Annotated in this window: 19 protein-coding genes; 11 read left to right on the top strand and 8 right to left on the bottom strand. The window is 64.7% G+C overall.

Translation table 11 applies throughout. The features are described from left to right. Nucleotides 1–113: 113 nt before the first annotated feature. Entirely contained in the window at nucleotides 114–1,097 is a 984-nt protein-coding gene (locus EP237_RS01260; RefSeq protein ID WP_127557290.1) for a tripartite tricarboxylate transporter substrate binding protein, read from the bottom strand. Nucleotides 1,098–1,204: 107 nt separating this feature from the next. On the opposite strand from EP237_RS01260, the gene EP237_RS01255 reads away from it, so the two are divergent. From EP237_RS01255 to EP237_RS01245, 3 genes are read left to right on the top strand one after another with little or no spacing between them, the layout of a single operon-like run. After that, nucleotides 1,205–1,870, top strand: coding sequence for a response regulator transcription factor (locus EP237_RS01255; RefSeq protein WP_127557288.1), 666 nt, complete (start codon nucleotides 1,205–1,207; stop codon nucleotides 1,868–1,870). Continuing rightward, complete coding sequence (locus EP237_RS01250) at nucleotides 1,870–3,249, top strand: sensor histidine kinase (protein ID WP_127557286.1); 1,380 nt, start codon at nucleotides 1,870–1,872, stop codon at nucleotides 3,247–3,249. The genes EP237_RS01255 and EP237_RS01250 overlap by 1 nt, the downstream gene beginning before the upstream one ends. Further along, nucleotides 3,219–4,247: an ABC transporter substrate-binding protein gene (locus EP237_RS01245; RefSeq protein ID WP_127557284.1), complete on the top strand. Its 1,029-nt coding sequence runs from the start codon at nucleotides 3,219–3,221 to the stop codon at nucleotides 4,245–4,247. Before EP237_RS01250 ends, EP237_RS01245 begins: the two co-directional genes overlap by 31 nt. Here the strand turns inward: EP237_RS01245 and thpR are convergent. The 4 genes from thpR to EP237_RS01230 all read right to left on the bottom strand — a co-directional run bounded on the left by thpR (nucleotide 4,244) and on the right by EP237_RS01230 (nucleotide 7,722). Next, nucleotides 4,244–4,786 (bottom strand): RNA 2',3'-cyclic phosphodiesterase, encoded by a 543-nt coding sequence (thpR, locus tag EP237_RS01240; RefSeq protein WP_164744583.1) that lies wholly within the window; start codon nucleotides 4,784–4,786, stop codon nucleotides 4,244–4,246. The two genes, EP237_RS01245 and thpR, sit on opposite strands and share 4 nt — an antisense overlap. Before the next feature lie 11 nt (nucleotides 4,787–4,797). Beyond that, on the bottom strand, nucleotides 4,798–5,259 hold the full coding sequence (locus EP237_RS23000; protein ID WP_164744582.1) for a hypothetical protein: 462 nt from the start codon (nucleotides 5,257–5,259) through the stop codon (nucleotides 4,798–4,800). 180 nt (nucleotides 5,260–5,439) lie between these two features. Continuing rightward, a complete protein-coding gene (locus EP237_RS01235; protein WP_127557280.1) occupies nucleotides 5,440–6,645 on the bottom strand; it encodes an aminopeptidase P family protein in 1,206 nt (401 codons plus the stop codon). Between the two features lie 138 nt (nucleotides 6,646–6,783). Next, nucleotides 6,784–7,722, bottom strand: coding sequence for a LysR substrate-binding domain-containing protein (locus tag EP237_RS01230; RefSeq protein WP_127557278.1), 939 nt, complete (start codon nucleotides 7,720–7,722; stop codon nucleotides 6,784–6,786). Nucleotides 7,723–7,817: 95 nt separating this feature from the next. On the opposite strand from EP237_RS01230, the gene EP237_RS01225 reads away from it, so the two are divergent. From EP237_RS01225 to rpe, 7 genes are all read left to right on the top strand, one after another. Beyond that, nucleotides 7,818–8,801 carry a sterol desaturase family protein gene (locus EP237_RS01225; protein WP_127557276.1) on the top strand — a complete coding sequence of 328 codons (984 nt, stop codon included), beginning with the start codon at nucleotides 7,818–7,820 and terminating at the stop codon, nucleotides 8,799–8,801. Continuing rightward, nucleotides 8,798–9,598: a 3-methyl-2-oxobutanoate hydroxymethyltransferase gene (locus tag EP237_RS01220; RefSeq protein ID WP_127557274.1), complete on the top strand. Its 801-nt coding sequence runs from the start codon at nucleotides 8,798–8,800 to the stop codon at nucleotides 9,596–9,598. The genes EP237_RS01225 and EP237_RS01220 overlap by 4 nt, the downstream gene beginning before the upstream one ends. A 32-nt stretch (nucleotides 9,599–9,630) precedes the next feature. Next, nucleotides 9,631–10,575: an ABC transporter permease gene (locus EP237_RS01215; RefSeq protein WP_127557272.1), complete on the top strand. Its 945-nt coding sequence runs from the start codon at nucleotides 9,631–9,633 to the stop codon at nucleotides 10,573–10,575. Continuing rightward, nucleotides 10,572–11,396: an ABC transporter permease gene (locus tag EP237_RS01210; RefSeq protein WP_127557270.1), complete on the top strand. Its 825-nt coding sequence runs from the start codon at nucleotides 10,572–10,574 to the stop codon at nucleotides 11,394–11,396. Before EP237_RS01215 ends, EP237_RS01210 begins: the two co-directional genes overlap by 4 nt. Continuing rightward, complete coding sequence (locus EP237_RS01205) at nucleotides 11,393–12,970, top strand: ABC transporter ATP-binding protein (protein WP_127557268.1); 1,578 nt, start codon at nucleotides 11,393–11,395, stop codon at nucleotides 12,968–12,970. The genes EP237_RS01210 and EP237_RS01205 overlap by 4 nt, the downstream gene beginning before the upstream one ends. A gap of 4 nt (nucleotides 12,971–12,974) precedes the next feature. Continuing rightward, complete coding sequence (locus EP237_RS01200) at nucleotides 12,975–14,420, top strand: aldehyde dehydrogenase family protein (protein WP_127557266.1); 1,446 nt, start codon at nucleotides 12,975–12,977, stop codon at nucleotides 14,418–14,420. A gap of 141 nt (nucleotides 14,421–14,561) precedes the next feature. Continuing rightward, nucleotides 14,562–15,251: a ribulose-phosphate 3-epimerase gene (gene rpe / locus EP237_RS01195; RefSeq protein ID WP_127557263.1), complete on the top strand. Its 690-nt coding sequence runs from the start codon at nucleotides 14,562–14,564 to the stop codon at nucleotides 15,249–15,251. Nucleotides 15,252–15,255: 4 nt separating this feature from the next. On the opposite strand, the gene EP237_RS01190 is transcribed toward rpe, so the two are convergent. Both EP237_RS01190 and EP237_RS01185 read right to left on the bottom strand, forming a co-directional pair. After that, nucleotides 15,256–15,708, bottom strand: coding sequence for a globin domain-containing protein (locus EP237_RS01190; RefSeq protein WP_127557261.1), 453 nt, complete (start codon nucleotides 15,706–15,708; stop codon nucleotides 15,256–15,258). Between the two features lie 48 nt (nucleotides 15,709–15,756). Beyond that, on the bottom strand, nucleotides 15,757–17,013 hold the full coding sequence (locus tag EP237_RS01185; RefSeq protein ID WP_127557259.1) for a urate hydroxylase PuuD: 1,257 nt from the start codon (nucleotides 17,011–17,013) through the stop codon (nucleotides 15,757–15,759). A gap of 109 nt (nucleotides 17,014–17,122) precedes the next feature. Between EP237_RS01185 and EP237_RS01180 the strand changes: the two genes are divergently transcribed. Continuing rightward, entirely contained in the window at nucleotides 17,123–18,025 is a 903-nt protein-coding gene (locus EP237_RS01180; RefSeq protein ID WP_127557257.1) for a LysR family transcriptional regulator, read from the top strand. Between the two features lie 58 nt (nucleotides 18,026–18,083). Here the strand turns inward: EP237_RS01180 and uraH are convergent, their stop codons facing one another. Beyond that, the gene (uraH, locus tag EP237_RS01175; protein WP_127557255.1) at nucleotides 18,084–18,440 is read right to left on the bottom strand and encodes a hydroxyisourate hydrolase; all 357 of its coding nucleotides are present in this window, start codon (nucleotides 18,438–18,440) and stop codon (nucleotides 18,084–18,086) included. Nucleotides 18,441–18,509 lie beyond the last annotated feature (69 nt).

The raw sequence follows: 18,509 nt of genomic DNA, 5'->3' as shown, positions 1-18,509 counted from the left end.
AGAGCGGCGCGGCGCGCAGACAGGCGTCCGCCTGCATCTCGGCCCGGGTCGCGTCCGGGGAGAGTGCCCCCGGTCAGCCTCTGACCGACCGGGGGCGTGGTTCAGGGCAGGGCTTAGAGGAAGCCGAGATCCCGCATCAGGTCGCCGATCTGGGTTTCCTGCGCTTCAAGGAAGGCTTCGAACTCGTCACCGGGACGGAAGATATTGACCAGACCCATGCGCGCGCGCACGGCTTCCCATTCCGGGGTGTCCATCATGGTGGCCAGCAGGTTCTGATAGGCGGACACGGTCTCTTCGGGCATGCCCGGAGCCGCGAAGAAGCCGCGCCAGTTGACGAACTGGGCGTCGATGCCCTGCTCGGCGAAGGTCGGGGCGGCGTCATAGGCGGCCACACGCTCCGGCGCGGTCACGCCGAGGATGCGCACTTCGCCCTGTTCGGCCAGTGCCACGGCTTCCGAGAAGCCGGTGGACAGCGCGTCGATCTCGCCCGACAGAAGCCCGGCCATGGCCTCGCCACCGGCGTCATAACCGATGTAGTTGAAGGCGGTCGGGTCTTCGCCCGCGGCCTGCATCACGATGGCCGCCACCAGGTGGTCCATGCCGCCCGGCACCGAACCGCCGCCAATGGCGAAGTCCATCGGGCTTTCACGATAGTTTGCCAGGGCCTCGTCCATCGAGGTCAGCGGGCTGTCGGCGGAGACGACAAGCGCGGCGTAGTCGCCAACGGTGCCGGCAACCAGCGTCAGGTCGCGGAAGCTCTGTGCGATTTCACCGGTCAGGGCGCGGATCACGATGGGGGTGGAATTCACCATCAGCGTGCCCTGGCTCGACTCTGCGTTCTCGATCAGGTGGGCAATGGCCACGCCACCGCCGCCGCCGGACATGTTCTCGAAGCTGGCCGTGCCAACGAGACCCGAGTTCACCAGCGCCTCGCCGGTGCCGCGCGCGGTGCCGTCCCAGCCACCACCGGCGCCGCCGGGGATCAGGAAGTGGATGCTGTCCATCTGCTGGTGACCATCGGCCAGAGCAGGCGTGCCGAGGCTCATCGCGGCAACCGCCGCAGCCGCAAAGGCCCGACGGGTCAGGTTCGTTTTCATCATTGTCTCCTCCCAGTTTGACAAAGAGGGGCGAGTGCCCATGACTGAAGGAAAGCACCCAAACCTGACATTCACCTGTCACGCGCACAGAAAGGCCCGCCCCGCCGATGAGGTTCCTTCTTGTAGAAGATAACCAGCAGCTCGCCGCCGCCGTGCTGGACCGGCTGTCGCTGGATGGCCATGTCGTGGATCACGCAGGCGATCTGGGCATGGCCGAGGACTACATCTCCGCCACCGATTACGATTTGATTTTGTTGGATATCATGCTGCCCGACGGCGATGGCCGCGACTTTCTGAACGCGCAGCGCGCACGGGGGAAGGACACGCCCGTCATCGTCCTGACCGCACGATCCGAGGTGTCGGACAGGGTCGGCGCGCTCGACATGGGGGCCGATGATTATATTCCCAAGCCCTTCGATTTCGCGGAACTGGAGGCCCGCTGCCGCGCCGTTTTGCGCCGCCGGACCGGCACCGCGACCAATGTGAAGCGATTCGGCAACGTCGCCTTCAACGCGCTGGAGGGCACGCTGACGAATGGCGACAGGGTCATTCCCCTGCGCAATCGCGAACTGCGCCTGCTGGAGGTCTTTTTCGGCGCACCAGGCCAGATCATCCCCAAGCCCAAGTTGGTGGACCGGCTGTTTTCCTATGACGAGGACGTGTCCGAGAACGCCATCGAGGTCTATGTGGGTCGCCTGCGCAAGAAGCTGGAGGGCAGCGACGTGTCCATCGTCACCGTGCGCGGGCTCGGCTACCGGCTGGCGGTGCCCTGATGTGGCCGTTTCGCGCTCCGGGCTCGATCCGTCTTCGGCTGACGCTGCAACTGCTGACCGGCGCGGCGGTGATGGCGCTGGTGCTGTTCCTGATCGTCTACAGTTTCGCCCGCCAGATCGGCGCGGAATCGCAGGACCGGATCCTGTCCGCCTCGGCCACCTCGATCCTCGACGCCACCACCGTCCAGTCGGGCAATATCAGCGTCGACATCCCCTATTCCGCCTTCACCATGCTGGACAACTCCGTCGACGACCGGGTCTTCTATCGCATCACGCAGGACGGCGACGGGCTGACCGGCTATGACGACCTGCCAAGCGCCCGGCAGGATCAGGGCACCGGTCCGGCCTTCGATACCGTCACCTATCGCGGAGAAGAATTGCGCATTGCCACGCTGACCCGCCGCGTCTCGGTCGGGGGCACACCCACAAGGATCGACGTGACGGTCGGCCAGACCCGTGACGCGCAGGCCGACGTTCTGGCCCGCATCCTCAGGATGACCGTTCTGCTCGGCTTCGGCTTCTTCGCCGCCTCTGCCCTGCTGGCGATTCTGGCCGGGCGCAGCACTGCCGCCTCGCTGTCGCGGCTGGCCGAGTCGGTGTCGCGTCGTGGACCGCAGGACCTGCGCCCGGTGGTGGCCGAGGTGCCAAGCGAGATGCGCCCGCTGGTGACCTCGCTCAACAGCCTCATCGCCCGGCTTTCCGCCGCCCTGACCCGCACCGAGGATTTCATCGCCGAGGCCGCACATCGCGTCCGCACCCCGCTGGCCACCGTCCGCGCCCATGGGGAAAACACGCTGCGCCGGGTCAGCAAGGAAGAAAACCGCGTGTCCCTGCGCGAAATGATCCGCGCCATCGACGAAAGCAGCCGCGCGGCGGGGCAGCTCTTGGACCATGCCATGGTGTCGCTGCGTGCCGATCAGCTGGAACTGTCGCCCGTCGCCCTGCGCCCGCTGGTGGCCGACCTCGTGGACCGGCTGCGCCCGGTGGCGGAACTCAAGGACATGGACCTGCGCTTCGAGGTCAGCGAGGAGCAGGAGGTGATGGGCGACACGATCCTGATCCAGAACGCGGTGCGCAACCTTCTGGACAACGCCATCAAATACGCGCCACCCGAAACCCCAATCGACGTGTCCCTGACCCGAGAGGGCGCCGGCGCCACCCTGACCATCCGCGACCAGGGGATCGGCTTTCCCGCGACCGGGGCCGATGCCCTGACAGGCCGTTTCGCGCGGGGGGAAAACGCCACCGGCGTCATCGGCTCAGGCCTTGGCCTGACCATCGCGGACGAGGTCGCTCGCGCCCATGGCGGCACCCTTACCATCGCCAATATCGAAGGAGGCCCCGGCGCATGCGTGCGTTTATCTCTTCCCTTGCGCTGATCCTGTCAGCCCTGCCCGGCCTCGCCTTCGAGATCGAGGAACATGTCCAGTTCCCGGCCGCGAACCAGACCGACGAGCTGCGGGTGATCTCTACCGCCGATGCGGATCTGTTCACCCCCTTCATCACCGCGTTCCAGGCGCTGAATCCCGGCGTGGCAGTGGACTATTACGTCGTCAGCTCCTCCGAGATCATGGTCGCCCTGCAAGACGAAGGCGAACGCTTCGACCTTGCCATTTCCTCGGCCATGGACCTTCAGATCAAGCTTGCCAATGACGGCCTTGCCCTGCCCTACCGCTCTGGCGCCACCGGCAGCCTGCCGGAATGGGCGCGATGGCGCGACCGGGTCTTCGCCTTCACCCAGGAACCCGCGACCATGGTGCTCTCGCGCGCCGATTTCGCGGATATCGACCTGCCCCGCACACGGCAGGAACTGATCACCGCGCTGCGCGACCATCCCGACCGGTTCCGCGGACGGATCGGCACCTATGACGTGCGCGAAAGCGGGCTTGGCTACCTCTTCGCCACGCAGGACGGGCGCACGTCGGAAACCTACTGGCGTCTGGCGCAGGTGATGGGGGGCTTGCAGACGCAGCTCTATCGCGGCTCGTCCGACATGATCGAGGATGTGGCCTCGGGCCGGATCGCGGTGGCGTATAATGTGCTCGGCAGCTACGCGCAGGTGCGCGAAGACTTGCATGATCGCATCCACATCATCGCGCCCGAGGATTTCACCACCGTGATGATGCGCACCGTCCTGATCCCCGCCAATGCCGAAACCCCGGAGGCGGCCGGGCGCTTCATCGACCACCTGATCGAAACCGCCTGGACCGAGGGCGGCGGGCGCTTCGCCTTCCCCGGCATCACGCCTGCGCGCCTGTCTGAAAACGCCAGCCTGCGCCCCATCCAACTCGGCCCCGGCCTGCTGGTCTATCTCGACCGGCTGAAGCGGCGGCAGTTCATCGAGGAATGGGAAGCGGCCATGGTGCAGCCCGGCTAGCTCAGCGGATAGACCGCCAAAGCCTCATACCGCGCGCCCTGTTCGGTTAGGGTGGAACCCTGAAGCGAGAAGCTGGAGGCGCGGGTCACGGGCACATCGACCACGGGTGCCGCAGCGAGGAAGCTTTGCAGGGCCGCCGCCTCCCCCTCCGACATATGCCGCCCAAAGCGCACCAGCGTCACATGCGGCCTGAACACCCGCCGTTCCGGCTGCATCCCCACCCGGCGCGCCATCCGCTCCACCTCAGCCTGCACCGCCACCAGTTCCGGCACCGGCTCCAGCAACGCCGCCAGCATCCGCGCCTTGCCCGGCCCGAACCAGTCGATCCCCGCAAAGCGCAATTCCGGTGCGGGCAGTCGCAGGGGTTCCAGCGCCATATGCAACTCCTCCAGCCGTTCCTCGGGTTGGTCATCCAGAAATGAGAGCGTCACATGCAGGTTCTCCCACGGCACCACCCGCCCAGCCCGAAGCCCTCCCACCATCCGCAAAAGCGGATCGCGGCAGGCGTCGGGCAGGTCAAGGCTGAGGAAGCTGCGCATGGGGGAATGCTCTAGTTGGCCGTGTCGTGGGAAATGGCTGTGCTTTCTAGAGAGTCGTGCAGCGCCCTCTCCAAAGCGGTTCTGGTAAGGCGCCATTCACTGTCGCTCAGTTCAGCGCTTGGCATCCCTACCCCCTTCTTTGCCAAGCTCCACCCCCTCTTAGTCCGCCAAACAACTATCCTATCGCCAATTTCAATTTTCTCAGAATTTGGATGGTAGGCAACTTCAGGGGATATCTCGACATCCTGATCGTCTGCACCGAAGGTGCGCGATATGAAATCAATCAACGAGATCGTGGTGTTCCGGGAAATTCTGAGCATGTGAGACTCCCCGCCGCTGGTAGTAATGATTGCTGGCCACTCAGTGTTTCCGCAGACGACCACCGTAAAGCCTGATCTGATATAGAGTTGCGTTCTTGGGCTATAGTTGCGCCAGAGCAGCCGACCTATCCAACCAATTTTTCTGACCTTCATCGGCCTAGATCCCCGTCGAACGCGCAAGAACGCAGTATTTACTTTCTCTGCTCACCATCCGTCCCCCACTCCATTTGTCAACGAACCAAACCGCCGGACCTGTTTCCAGATCCGGCGGTTTGTCTGTACGGGGGGTGTACAGGGGGTGTACGCCCGGTGTACGGGGGGCACCCCCTCTTTTCAGCCCACGATGTTGAAGCCGGGACCGTAGGGGTAGCCGGTGATATTCTCGGCCCCGTCCTCGGTGATGATCAGGATATCATGCTCCCGATACCCACCCGCGCCGGGCTGGCCTTCGGGGATCGTGATCATCGGCTCCATGGAAATCACCATGCCCGGTTCCAGCACCGTGTCGATATCTTCGCGCAGCTCCAGCCCCGCCTCGCGACCGTAGTAGTGAGACAGCACGCCGAAGCTGTGACCATACCCGAAGCTGCGGTATTGCAGCAGGTTCCGTTCGGCGAAGAAGTCATTGATTTTATGAGTAACATCGGCGCAAGATGCACCCGGTTTCAGCAGGCTCATGCCATATTCATGGGCGCCCACATTGGCCTCCCAATAGGCCAGAGAGGCGTCGTCCACCTCCTCGACAAACATGGTGCGTTCCAGCGCGGTGTAATAGCCCGAGATCATCGGGAAGGTGTTGAGGCTGAGGATATCGCCCCGCTGCAGCACCCGCCCCGTGACCGGGTTATGCGCGCCATCGGTGTTGATGCCCGACTGGAACCAGACCCAGGTGTCGCGGTATTCGGCATCGGGGTAGCGGCGGGCGATTTCCAGCTCCATCGCGTCGCGGCCCGCCATGGCCACGTCGATCTCTCTAACGCCTTGTTTTACCGCGTCTTTGATGGCGTAGCCGCCCACATCGGCCACGGCAGCCCCGGCCCGGATCAGCTCGATCTCGGCGGGCGATTTACGCATCCGCTGCTGCATGGTTGCAGGCGCGATATCGACCTCGGAGGACGGGTTCAGGAAGGACCGCATCTTTCCCTGTTGCAGCAGCGTCAGGTGGTCGGCCTCATAGCCAATAACCTTTCCTTCACCTGTCACATGTAGGATCGCCCGCCAGAAGTTGTCGCGCTTCCAGTCGGTATAGGTGATGTTGTCGGTCGCACCCCGCCGCCAGGGCTGGCCCGCATCGATCCCGGCGCTGATGGTCACGGCCTCGGACGCGGTCACCACCAGCGCATAGGGCCGCCCGAAGGCGCAGTAGAGAAAGCCGGAGTAATAGGCGATATTGTGCATCGAGGTCATGACGGCGGCATCGACGCCATGGGCGTCCATGATCGCGCGCAGGCCCATCAGGCGGGCGTCATATTCGGCTTGGGTGAATTGCAGGGCGGGTTTGTCGCCATTGTGCAGGCGGTAGAATTCGGGACGGTCCATGGGAAATTCCTTCATATGACCAAGGCCCCGGCGTACAGGGCGGTCGCGGGGAGGGCCCGCAGGCAAGCGGCCACGCCGCCGGGGCGACGCCATCGCCCCTGCCTGATCCGCGCTATAGCGTGATTCAACTCGGTCTCGCTAGCCCTTTTGCGACACGATCAGCTCGCGCGCGTTCGGCCCCTCTGCCCAGGCCAGCAGCAGGTCTTGCACCACCGCCACCGCCCGCTTGGGCCGTCCCTCTGCCCGGCCCAGAAGCAGCGTGATGGGCGGCAGAGTGTCGGCCAAAGGCACCGACGCCACCCCGTCGCCCGCATAGGAGCGGTCGGTTCGGGGCCGCATGTTGAGCACCGCAAGCCCGGCCCCCGCACCCACAAGGCTGCGCACCATCTCGGTCGTATTGGCCCGCGCGGCGATGTTGGGCGACAGGCCCCGGTCGCGGAACAGGGCCGTCACATAGGGCTCTGCTACCGGGCGGTCGAGCAGCACCAGCGGATGGGCCACCACATCGGCCAGCGTCGCACCGCTGCGGGTGATCGGATGCCCAAGCGGGGCCAGCACGTAGGGCGGCAGGTCCAGCAGCTTGCGCGTCACGATCCCGGCCCGGACAGGCGCGGCCGCGAAGAGGATCAGGTCAAGCCGCCCCGCCAGCAGCGCCGCCTGCGCCTCGTCAGCCGAACAGTCGGTGAGCGTGATCTCCAGTCCCGGATTCGCCCGCTGCAACGGGATCAGCAGCCCGGGCAGGAAGGCGGGAGCGACCGGCGCGTAATAGCCGATCCTGAGATGGCCCGAGAGCGTCGCCGCCCCGGCGCGCGCATCCTCCAGCACGCTGTCGCAATCTTCCAGCAGCGCCCGGAACCGCGCCGCCAGAACCCGGCCTTCCTCGGTCGGCGCAATCCCTTTGGCCCGCGTGCGCACAAGCAATGCCGCGCCCACCTCGGCCTCGACCTGATCCACCGCCGCCGCAACGGCGGACGCCGCGATGTTGAGCTGCCGCGCCGCGCCCGCGATGGAACCTTGCTCGACCGTTGCGGCAAAGGCCGCCATGGCGCGCAGGGAGAGGCGGGGGGAGGGGGGCATATCATCACCGAATCAGGTTTTTATGAACTGATAATACTGATTTTCCGGTGTTTGACCCCATGGCAGTATAGGCTCGCGCAACAGGAGACCCGACCATGCAGAACAATGCCGACCGCATCCCCGGCTGGAACCACGTTCCGGACGTGCCCATTCAGGTGTCCCCCTTCTTCAGCTGGCCGCCTGACCCGGTGCGAATGGCCCGCTGGATCGCCGCGCGCTGGCTTGGCATCGCGGAAAATGTGCTCGTCCTGGCGCTCGCCACGATCAGCTGGCTGTGGTTTCAACCACCGCTGGAGGTCACGGCCACGCTGGCGCCGGGCTGGATCTTCGGCCTTTGGGTTCGCAACATGGCGCTGATGATCCTCGTGGCCGGGTCGCTGCACTGGTTCTTCTATATGCGCAAGGCACAGGGCGAGCGGCTGAAATTCGACCCGCGCGATTTGATGGTGAACGGCCGCCAGTTCACCTTCGGCGGGCAGGTGCGCGACAACATGTTCTGGAGCCTTGGCAGCGGCGTCGGCTTCTGGACCGCCTATGAGGTTTTGATGTTCTGGGCCATGGGCAACGGCTATGCGCCGCTGCTGTCTCCCGCTTCGCATCCCGTTCTGTTCGTCCTGTGGTTCCTGCTGACGCCGGTGTGGATCTCCTTCCATTTCTACTGGGTGCACCGGGCGCTGCATTGGGGGCCGCTCTACAAGCTGGCCCACGCGCTCCATCACCGCAACGTCAATGTCGGGCCTTGGTCGGGCCTGTCGATGCACCCGGTGGAGCACCTGATCTTCTTCAGCTCGATCCTGATCCATCTCATCGTGCCCGCCCATCCGCTGCATATTCTCTTCCACATGCAGCATCAGGCGTTGACGGCGGCCACGTCCCACACGGGCTTCGAAAACCTGCTGGTCGAGGACCAGAAACGCCTCGCGCTCGGCACCTTCCACCACCAGATGCACCACCGCTATTTCGAGGTGAACTATGGCAACCTCGAAATGCCCTGGGACAAGTGGTTCGGCACCTTCCATGATGGCACGAAGGCCGCCCATGAGCGCCTGAAATCCCGTCGTGGGAGACCCGGACGATGACAAAGCCCCTGACCGTCATGGATCTGCGCGCGCTGAAAGGCGTGCGCCAGATTTCGTTCGTGCAGGTCGCCCGCGAGGACGAGGCGATTGCCGCCTCCGAGGCGGGGGTCGACATGATCGGCACAGCCTTCATCCCGGAACGCGCCCATTTCGCGCGCGCCGTGCCCGGCACGCATTTCCAATATGGCCTGCCATGGGGCAAGCACGCCAACGACACCGAAGCGCTGCGCGATGCCATGGTGGCCATGCAGGCCGGGGCCCAGTCCATCTATTGCGGGATGAGCCCTGCGGTGATCGAGGTGCTGGCGCGCGAGGGCGTGCCCGTCATCTGCCACATCGGGCTGGTGCCCCCCAAGGCCACCTGGACAGGGGGCTTCAGGGCCGTCGGCAAATCGCACGAACAGGGTGTCCAGCTGCTTCGGCAGGTGCAGGATTTCGAGAATGCGGGGGCCTATGCGGTCGAGATGGAGGTAATCCCCGCCCGCCTTGCCGCTGCGATCACCCGAAGAACATCGATGTTGACGATCTCGCTTGGCTCGGGCGGCGATTGCGACGCCCAATACCTGTTCTCGGCCGATCTTCTGGGTGAAAACCGGGGACATTTCCCGCGCCATGCGAAGGCTTATCGCAATTTCGCCGCCGAACGCGAACGCTTGCAGGCAGAGCGCGTGGCCGCCTACCGCGAATACAAGGCAGATATCGAAACAGGCGCCTTTCCGACTGCGGCCCATATCGTCGACATCGGAGAACAGGAGCTTCAGCAAATCCTTGATGCGGTTCCGTCAGACAGGACCTAGGCAAGCCGGTTAGTTGCGCTAAAGTGGCGGCCATGCTGCGCTTTATCCTTGGCCGCCTTCTCTCGCTGAGCCTCAGCCTGATCGTCGCGAGTCTCGTCATCTTCACGGTGATCGAGGTCATTCCCGGCGACCCGGCGGCGTTCATGCTTGGGCTCAATGCGGATGAGGCGACGGTGCAGGCGCTGCGCGCCGATCTGGGGCTGGATGGGTCCAGGGCCGAGCGGTACCTCACGTGGATCGCGGGCATGGTGCAGGGCGATTTCGGCACCTCCTACACCTATCGCGTTCCGGTGGCGGAGCTTGTGGCGGACCGGCTGTGGGTGTCCTTGCCGCTGGCCGTGCTGTCGCTGATCCTGTCCACGGTCATCGCCTTCCCTGTCGGGTTGCTGGCGGCAGCGAACCGGGGGCGGGCGGCGGATTACGGGATCATGGGCGGCACGCAGCTTGGCATCGCGATTCCGAATTTCTGGTTCGGCATGCTGCTGGTGCTGGTCTTCGCCGTGAACCTGCGCTGGTTCAGCGCGGGCGGATTCCCGGGGTGGGAGGAGCCTTTGCTGGCGCTCAAGTCGCTGTTGCTGCCCTCGGTCGCGCTGGCCCTTCCGCAGGCGGCGATACTCGCCCGCGTCATGCGGTCCGCGCTCATTGAGACATTGGCGCAAGATTACATGCGCACCGCGCGGGCCAAGGGGCTGAGCCGTCGTCAGGCGCTGCTACGTCACGCGCTCCGCAACGCGCTCATTCCGGTGCTGACGATCATCGGGTTGCAATTTTCCTTCCTGCTGGCGGGTGCGATCATCATCGAAAACGTCTTCTTCCTGCCCGGCCTCGGGCGGCTGATCTTCCAGGGCATCACGCAGCGCGATCTGGTGGTGGTGGAATCGGTCACCATGCTGCTGGTCTTCGCGGTGATCGTAGTCACCTTCGCGGTCGACATCGCCTATGCGGTGGCCGACCCGCGCCTGAGGCGCCGCGCATGAGCCGCCTGCCCGTCCCCCTGATCCTTGGCGCGGTTCTGTCCTCCGTCTTCCTCGCCATGGCGCTGCTGTCCTTCGTCTGGACACCCCATAACGTGGAGCAACTGGTGATCGCGAACCGGCTGCAACCGGCCTCCGCCGACTTCCTACTCGGCACCGACCAGTTTGGGCGTGATCTGCTATCGATGCTGATGGTCGGCGCGCGGGTGTCGCTGGCCGTCGCATTGGTGGCCGTCGGCATCGGCGTCGTGATTGGCGTTCCCCTCGGCCTTGCCGCGGCCGCCACACGCGGCAGCCTGCTCGATGAGCTGATCATGCGCGGCAACGACCTGATCTTCGCCTTCCCCAGCCTTGTCATCGCCATCCTGATCACGGCCGTTTTCGGCCCCTCCGCCTTCAACGCGATCCTCGCCATCGGCATTTTCAACATCCCCGTTTTCGCCCGCGTGGCGCGGGGGGGGGCGCTCAGCCTCTGGACGCTCGACTACATCCTCGCCGCCCGTGTCGCGGGCAAGGGCAAGACCCGGATCAGCGCTGAACATATCCTGCCTAATATCGCGAACCTCCTGATCGTGCAGGCGACGATCCAGTTCAGCTTGGGCATCCTGGCCGAGGCGGCGCTGTCCTATGTCGGCCTCTCCGTGCAACCCCCGACGCCAAGCTGGGGCCGGATGCTGTCAGACGCGCAGACGATGATCTACACCCACCCGATGCTGGCGGTTCTGCCGGGGCTGGCCATCGTACTGATGGTGCTTGGCCTCAACCTGATGGGCGACGGGCTGCGCGACATGCTGGACCCAAGGCTCAGGAGGGTCCGGCAATGATCGAGGTGGACCGCCTCTCGCTAGACATTCACGGCACGCCGATCCTGCGCGACGTGAGTTTCGCCATGCAGCCGGGCCGCACCTTCGGGCTGGTGGGCGAAAGCGGATCGGGCAAGTCGATGACGGCGCTCGCGCTGATGCAGCTTCTGCCCGAGGGCTCGCGCACCAGCGGGCGGGCCAGCCTTGACGGGATCGACCTTCTGAACCGGCCAGAGGCCGAGATGTGCGCCCTGCGCGGCAATGAACTGGGCATGATCTTTCAGGAACCGATGACCGCCCTCAACCCCGTGCGCACCATCGGCGATCAGGTGGCCGAGACCCTGCGCATCCACGGGGCGGCCTCCCGCGCCGATGCCCTCGATGTCGCCCGGCAGAAGCTCGACCGCGTGGGCCTGCCGCAGATCGCGCTGGACCGCTACCCGCATGAGCTGTCAGGGGGCCAGAGGCAACGCGTCTGCATCGCCACCGCCATCGCGCTTCGCCCCCGGCTGCTGATCGCGGATGAACCCACCACCGCGCTCGACGTGACCACACAGGCGCAGATCCTCGACCTCCTGCGCGGGTTGGTGGAGGAAGAGGACATGGCGCTTCTGCTGATCACCCATGACCTCGCCGTCGTGGCCGATATGGCTGACCATGTGGCGGTGATGAAGACGGGCGAGATCGTCGAACAGGGCGCGACGCGCGATGTTCTGAGCCAGCAGCGCCACCCCTACACCCGCGCGCTTTTCGAGGCATCGGACCACCGCCCCGCCCGAACGCCGAGACAGGCGGACACACCACTTCTCACGGGTAGCGCCATCGACCGCCACTACCCCGGCCCGCGCATCGGGCTTTTCCGCCGCGGTGCCCCGGTGCGCGCGGTGAACGGGGTCAGTCTGGCGCTGAACGAGGGCGAAAGCCTTGGGCTGGTGGGCGAATCCGGCTGCGGGAAATCGACCCTCACCCGCGCCATCCTCGGCCTCGACCCCATTCAGGGCGGCGAGATCCGGGCGCTTGGCAACGCCATCTCCCCCGCCATGCCCCACGCCATGCGCGCGGGCATCCAGGTCGTGTTTCAGGACCCCTATGGCAGCTTCAATCCGCGCTGGACGGTGGAGCATCTGGTATCCGAACCCTATCACCTGCTGTCCGAGAAACCCTCGCGGGCCGAACGCCGCGATCAGGTGGCCAAGGCTCTGGAGGCCGTCGGGTTGCAAGCGTCCGACATGGACAAATACCCGCACGAGTTTTCCGGCGGCCAACGCCAGCGCATCGCCATCGCGCGGGCGCTGATCACGCAACCGAAAATCCTCGTTCTGGACGAGGCCGTATCCGCCCTCGATGTCCGCGTCCGCGCGCAGATCCTCGACCTGCTGGCCGACTTGCAGGACCGGATGGGGCTGAGCTATCTGTTCATTTCCCACGATCTGACCGTGGTGCGCGCGATCACCGACCGGGTGATGGTGATGCAGGCCGGGCAGATCGTGGAGGAAGGCCCGACCGAAACTGTCTTCGCCACCCCAGACCATCCCTACACGCAGGCCCTTCTGGCCGCCGCGCCGCGCCTGCCCGACTATGCACGAAAGGACTGATCCCATGCAGCTCTGGTTCGACCCCGCAGAAGTGTTCATCGGCGGCCGCTGGTTCCTGCCCGCCAGCGGCGAGACCCTGCCGCTGGAAAACCCCTCGACGGGCGAGGAGATCGGCCGCATCGCGCGGGGCAATGCACAGGACATCGACAATGCCGTAAGCGCCGCCGAGGACGCACTGGCGGGCGAATGGGGCGCACTGACCGCCGCCGAGCGGGGGCGGATCCTAATGCGGCTGTCCTGGCTCATCACCCAGAAGGTCGAGGAACTGGCCGAGATCGAGGCCACCGACGTGGGCAAGCCGCTGGCACAGGCCCGGAATGACGCCATCGCGCTGGCCCGCTACATGGAGTTTTACGGGGGGGCCGCCGACAAACTGATGGGGGAAACGATCCCCTTCCAGAACGGCTTTACCGTCTACACATTGCGCGAACCGCATGGGGTGACGGGCCATATTGTGCCGTGGAACTACCCGATGCAGATCATCGGCCGGTCGGTCGGCGCGGCTTTGGCCATGGGCAACGCCTGCGTGCTGAAACCGGCGGAGGAGGCCTGCCTGTCGGCTCTGGCCTTCGCGGATCTTGCCCGGCAGGCGGGCCTGCCCGATGGCGCGTTGAACGTGGTGCCGGGGTTGGGCGAGGAAGCGGGCGCGGCCCTGACCGCGCATAAGGGAGTCAAGCACCTGTCCTTCACCGGCTCCGTCGGCGTGGGTAAGCTGGTGCAGACAGCGGCGGCGCAGAACATCGTGCCGGTGACGCTGGAGCTTGGCGGCAAGTCCCCGCAGGTGGTGTTCGAGGATGCGGATCTGGAAAAGGCGCTTCCCTTCCTCGTGAACGCAGGCATCCAGAACGCGGGCCAGACCTGTTCGGCCTCGTCGCGGATCCTGGTGCACGAGAGCCTTTATGACGAGCTCTGCACCCATATGGCGGCAGCCTATGACGGGCTGAAAGTGGGGCCTGCCATGGCCGATCTGAACGTAGGGCCGCTGATTTCCGCGCGCCAGAAGGAGATCGTGGAAAGCTTCCTGGCGATGACCGATGAGAACCACATCCTCAGCCGGGGCCGGATCGTCGAGGATGCGCCTGCGGGCGGGCATTACGTGGCGCCGACGCTGGTCTCGGGCGTGGGGCCGGATCATAGCCTGTCGCAGGACGAGATCTTCGGGCCGGTGCAGGTGATCATCCCCTTCCGGGACGAGGATCACGCGGTCGAGATTGCAAATGGCACGGAGTACGGGCTGGTCGCCTCGGTCTGGTCCAAGGATGGCGGGCGCTGCATGCGGATGGCGAAGAAGCTGCGCGCGGGGCAGGTCTTCATTAATAACTATGGCGCGGCAGGTGGTGTGGAGCTGCCCTTCGGCGGTGTCGGCCATTCCGGGCACGGGCGCGAAAAGGGGTTTGAGGCCCTTTACGGCTTCTCCGTGCTCAAGACCGTCGCGGCCCATCACGGCTAGGCGCGGGGACGGGCTTTGCAAAGCCCGTGACAAGCGGTTTCGAAACCGCTTCCAACGGCTTTTCGAAAAGCCGTCCCCCGCCCTTGATCAAACCGCGCGCGGGCGATAACCCCGCCGCAACCGCTCCAGGAGGACTGCGCCATGCCTTTCGACCGCTCCATCAAGATCGCCCCGTCGATCCTTTCCGCCGATTTCGCCAATTTCGGGCAGGAGATCCGCGCCATCGAGGACCAGGGCGCCGACTGGGTTCATGTGGACGTGATGGACGGGCATTTCGTGCCCAACCTCACCTTCGGCCCGCCCGCGGTGAAGGCCTTCCGCCCGCATGTGACAACCTTCATGGATGTCCACCTGATGATCGCGCCGGTCGACCCCTATATCGAGGCCTATGCGGAGGCGGGGGCCGACATGATCACCGCCCATGTGGAGGCCGGCCCGCACATCCACCGCACCCTTCAGGCGATCAAGGCCACTGGCAAGATGGCCGGGGTCAGCCTCAACCCCGGCACGCCACTGGACAGCATCGAGCATGTGCTCGACCTCGTCGACATGGTGCTGATCATGACGGTAAACCCCGGCTTCGGCGGGCAGAAATTCATCCATTCAGGCGTCGAAAAGACCCGGCGCTTGCGCCAGATGATCGGCGACCGGCCGATCCATATCCAGATCGACGGCGGCGTGACGACCGAAACCGCGCCACTGGTGGCGGCAGCGGGCGCCGATGTTCTGGTTGCGGGATCGGCTGTGTTCAAGGGCGGATCGGTCGACCAGCCGCAGGTCTATGGCGAGAATATTCGCGCCATCCGGGCCGCGGCAGAGGCCGCGCGCTGAAGCATTATTCCACGTCCGCAAGCCTGTCTTGCGCGTGGCTGACCATCTGGATGAACCGATCGAAGGCGGACGTCCAGGCGCTGCGCATGTCGGTGGTGAAGTCCTGCCCGAGTCTGTCTTCGAAAGCCATGAGGATCGCTGTCTCCATGTGGTGCAATTGCGCATCCGTCAGGGCGAAACGCTGGTGCGACCGCGCCAGACCCTCCGCAACGCGCACCAGTTCCCGGTCAGAACTGAGAGACCGCACGATGGTCGAAAGCGCCCGCATGATCTTGGCCCGCTGAATGGCCAGATCGGGCGGGAACAGATCCTTTGCCTGCGGTTCCAGCCGGAACAGATGATCATAGACGCTCTGCGCCAATTCTGCCTTTACGCGCAGGGCGCTGGTGAAACTGGTCTCGATCAGGGCGATCTGATCGGGCCGTAACGGCGGGGGAAGCTCGGGAACATCTGGCATGGCCTTGCCAGAGTGGCAGACCCGCCTTTCCAACCCCTTAACGGGTGATCAGTTCATCGCGAGCCCAAAGGGCACATCCTCGCCTGCCGCACGATACCAACGGCGGATGAGGGCGCGTTCCTCTTCTTCCATATAGGACACATTCGCAGGCGGCATCGCATTGGTGACCCCGGCCTGCAGGTAGATTTCGCGCGCCGCGCGGGCGATGTCGGCGGGCGTTTCCAGCAGGATCCCACGCGGAGCCTGCCGGATACCGGGCCAAGAGGGTTCGCGCGCATGGCACATGGCGCAGCGGCCGGGAATGGTCCAGCTCACGTCCTCGAACCCGTCGGCCGCCATCAGCATCTCCTCGCGATGCGTCAGGTCGCGCGCTTGGGACTCCTCATAGCTGTCATATTCGCTGCCCGCGGTGGACAGCCACGCGATGCAGATGAACAGGATCACCGTCACCGCCCAGGTCCACCAGGGCATGCCCTTGCGCGCATGCATGGAGTTGAAGAAATGCCGGATTGTGACCCCCATCAGGAAGACCAGCGCCGCGATGATCCAGTTATACTCGGTGGCGAAGGCCAGCGGGTAGTGGTTGGACAACATCAGGAAGACCACGGGCAGGGTCAGATAGTTGTTGTGGGTCGAGCGCAGCTTGGCGATCTTGCCGTATTTCGGGTCGGGCGCGCGGCCCGCCTTCAGATCCGCCACCACGATCCGCTGATTGGGCATGATGATGAAGAAGACGTTGGCGGTCATGATCGTGGCCGTAAACGCCCCCAGATGCAGCATCATTGCGCGTCCGGTGAAGATCTGGTTGTAGCCATAGCCCATGATGACAAGCAGCACGAACAGAAGCAGCATCAACACCGTGGGCTGTTCGCCGAGCGGCGATTTGCACAGGAAGTCATAGACCAGCCAGCCGATGGTCAGCGACGCTGCGGAAATCAGGATGCCCTGCCAGGTCGCCAGGTCCGCCTTGGCCGGGTCGATGAGGTAGAGCTCTGCCCCCGCCCAGTAGACCAGCATCAAAAGCGCCGCGCCGGAAAGCCAGGTGGAATAGCTTTCCCATTTGAACCAGGTCAGGTGGTCGGGCATCGCCTCGGGCGCCACCAGGTATTTGCGGATATGGTAGAAGCCGCCGCCATGCACCTGCCATTCCTCACCATCGGCGCCGCGCAGGTCGCCCTCGCGCCGCAGACCCAGGTCGAGCGCGATGAAATAGAAGCTCGAACCGATCCAAGCGATCGCCGTGATGACGTGCAGCCACCGAACGGCCACTTCCAGCCAGTCCCACATGATCAGGAAATCCTGCATCCCCGCGCCCTTTTCTTTGCTTGTATCCAGTTTAGACCTATCGCAGCGTTTGTTTAGTCGGTATTGCAAGAAATTACCGAGCTGTTTCAAAAAAAGGCTACGAATTTACATGGCCTATCTGGACAATGTACGCACCTTCGTGCGGGTGTTCGAACTCGGGTCGATGTCGGCAGCGGCGCGAGATCAACGGATCTCGGCGGCGGTGGCCTCGTCACGCATCTCGCAGCTTGAAGAGCACCTGAATGTGCGTCTTTTCCAGCGAACGACGCGGCAGTTGAACCCGACGGAACAAGGGGTGATCTTCTATCGCGGGGCCTGCAAGATCCTCGAAGCGGTGGAGGAAGCCGAGGCCGAGATCAACAAGGTCACGCAGACCCCGCGCGGGACGCTGTATATTGCGGCACCGCTTGGGGTCGGGCGCCGGCTGGTCGCGCCTGCGATGCCGGCCTTCAAGGAAAAATACCCGCTTATCGACATCCGCCTGCGCCTGTCGGACCGGCGGCTCGACGTGGCCAAGGAGGGGCTCGACGTGGCCTTTTTTCTGGGCGTGCCCGAGGACAGCACTCTGCGTATCCGCAAGATCGCCGATTGCCCCAGGGTGCTGTGCGCCTCGCCGGATTATGTCGCGCGGAAGGGAATGCCCCGAAGCGGCGCTGACCTGATCGGGGGGAAGCATGACTGCCTCAACCTGCGTTATCCCGGTGCGCCGGAGTTCCAGTGGCCGCTGCAAACGCCCGACGGAATCAGGCGGATTGCCGTGAAAGGGCCCTTCGAATCTGATGATGGGGATGTCCTGACCGGGTGGGCCTTGACCGGACAGGGGATCGTGCTGAAGCCGGTCTTCGAAGTGGCCGAGCATCTGGCCGCCGGAACACTGGTGCCGGTGCTGGAAAACGAGCCGCCGGTGCCGATCCAGATGGCCTGTCTCTACATGCACCGCAAGCGGCAGGACCCCAAGGCGCGCCTGCTGATAGACTTCATGTCCGATCACATCAGGCGCGAATTGCCGTAGGGGACGGAAAAGGATCTTCGAAGATCCTTTCAATGTCCTTGCAAGGACATTCCCCCGCCTAGCTTCCCCGGTAGGTGGAATACCCATAGGGCGACAGAAGCAGCGGCACATGGTAATGCGCCCCGGCGTCCGACATGCCGAAGCGGATCGGCACCTGATCGAGGAACAGCGGTTCGTCCCCTCCCTGGCCGATGGCCCGCAGGTAATCGCCCGCGTGAAACACCAGCTCATAGGTGCCGGTCGCGAAGCTCTCTTGAGGCAGGATCGGGCTATCGGTGCGACCATCGTCATTGGTCATCATCTCGACCAGCAACGCCGGGGCGTCCCCGTCGATCGAGTAAAGCGCAATCTTCAGCCCCGCGGCGGGGCAGCCCCGCGCCGTGTCCAGCACATGTGTCGTCAGATATCCGGCCATCGCCCTCTCCTTACTCTTTGCGCCCGTTTATGCAGCGTTGCGACGGTCTGCGCACTGCCACTCCGACAA

It is taken from the genome of Nioella ostreopsis, from assembly GCF_004000255.1.
Classification (GTDB): Bacteria; Pseudomonadota; Alphaproteobacteria; order Rhodobacterales; family Rhodobacteraceae; genus Nioella; species Nioella ostreopsis.
Note: the sequence above shows the minus strand (reverse complement) of the source record. Positions and strands in the feature narration are given on the sequence as shown.

What these genes read in the sequence shown, in the direction of transcription:
- EP237_RS01260 (WP_127557290.1), bottom strand. Translation starts at nt 1,097, where the DNA reads ATGAAAACGAACCTGACCCGTCGGGCCTTTGCGGCTGCGGCGGTTGCC.
- uraH (WP_127557255.1), bottom strand. Translation starts at nt 18,440, where the DNA reads ATGGCCGGATATCTGACGACACATGTGCTGGACACGGCGCGGGGCTGC.
- EP237_RS01185 (WP_127557259.1), bottom strand. Translation starts at nt 17,013, where the DNA reads ATGCAGGATTTCCTGATCATGTGGGACTGGCTGGAAGTGGCCGTTCGG.
- EP237_RS01245 (WP_127557284.1), top strand. Translation starts at nt 3,219, where the DNA reads ATGCGTGCGTTTATCTCTTCCCTTGCGCTGATCCTGTCAGCCCTGCCC.
- EP237_RS01220 (WP_127557274.1), top strand. Translation starts at nt 8,798, where the DNA reads ATGACAAAGCCCCTGACCGTCATGGATCTGCGCGCGCTGAAAGGCGTG.
- EP237_RS01225 (WP_127557276.1), top strand. Translation starts at nt 7,818, where the DNA reads ATGCAGAACAATGCCGACCGCATCCCCGGCTGGAACCACGTTCCGGAC.
- rpe (WP_127557263.1), top strand. Translation starts at nt 14,562, where the DNA reads ATGCCTTTCGACCGCTCCATCAAGATCGCCCCGTCGATCCTTTCCGCC.
- thpR (WP_164744583.1), bottom strand. Translation starts at nt 4,786, where the DNA reads ATGCGCAGCTTCCTCAGCCTTGACCTGCCCGACGCCTGCCGCGATCCG.
- EP237_RS01180 (WP_127557257.1), top strand. Translation starts at nt 17,123, where the DNA reads ATGGCCTATCTGGACAATGTACGCACCTTCGTGCGGGTGTTCGAACTC.
- EP237_RS01235 (WP_127557280.1), bottom strand. Translation starts at nt 6,645, where the DNA reads ATGGACCGTCCCGAATTCTACCGCCTGCACAATGGCGACAAACCCGCC.
- EP237_RS01210 (WP_127557270.1), top strand. Translation starts at nt 10,572, where the DNA reads ATGAGCCGCCTGCCCGTCCCCCTGATCCTTGGCGCGGTTCTGTCCTCC.
- EP237_RS01255 (WP_127557288.1), top strand. Translation starts at nt 1,205, where the DNA reads ATGAGGTTCCTTCTTGTAGAAGATAACCAGCAGCTCGCCGCCGCCGTG.
- EP237_RS01200 (WP_127557266.1), top strand. Translation starts at nt 12,975, where the DNA reads ATGCAGCTCTGGTTCGACCCCGCAGAAGTGTTCATCGGCGGCCGCTGG.
- EP237_RS01215 (WP_127557272.1), top strand. Translation starts at nt 9,631, where the DNA reads ATGCTGCGCTTTATCCTTGGCCGCCTTCTCTCGCTGAGCCTCAGCCTG.
- EP237_RS01250 (WP_127557286.1), top strand. Translation starts at nt 1,870, where the DNA reads ATGTGGCCGTTTCGCGCTCCGGGCTCGATCCGTCTTCGGCTGACGCTG.
- EP237_RS01205 (WP_127557268.1), top strand. Translation starts at nt 11,393, where the DNA reads ATGATCGAGGTGGACCGCCTCTCGCTAGACATTCACGGCACGCCGATC.
- EP237_RS23000 (WP_164744582.1), bottom strand. Translation starts at nt 5,259, where the DNA reads ATGAAGGTCAGAAAAATTGGTTGGATAGGTCGGCTGCTCTGGCGCAAC.
- EP237_RS01190 (WP_127557261.1), bottom strand. Translation starts at nt 15,708, where the DNA reads ATGCCAGATGTTCCCGAGCTTCCCCCGCCGTTACGGCCCGATCAGATC.
- EP237_RS01230 (WP_127557278.1), bottom strand. Translation starts at nt 7,722, where the DNA reads ATGCCCCCCTCCCCCCGCCTCTCCCTGCGCGCCATGGCGGCCTTTGCC.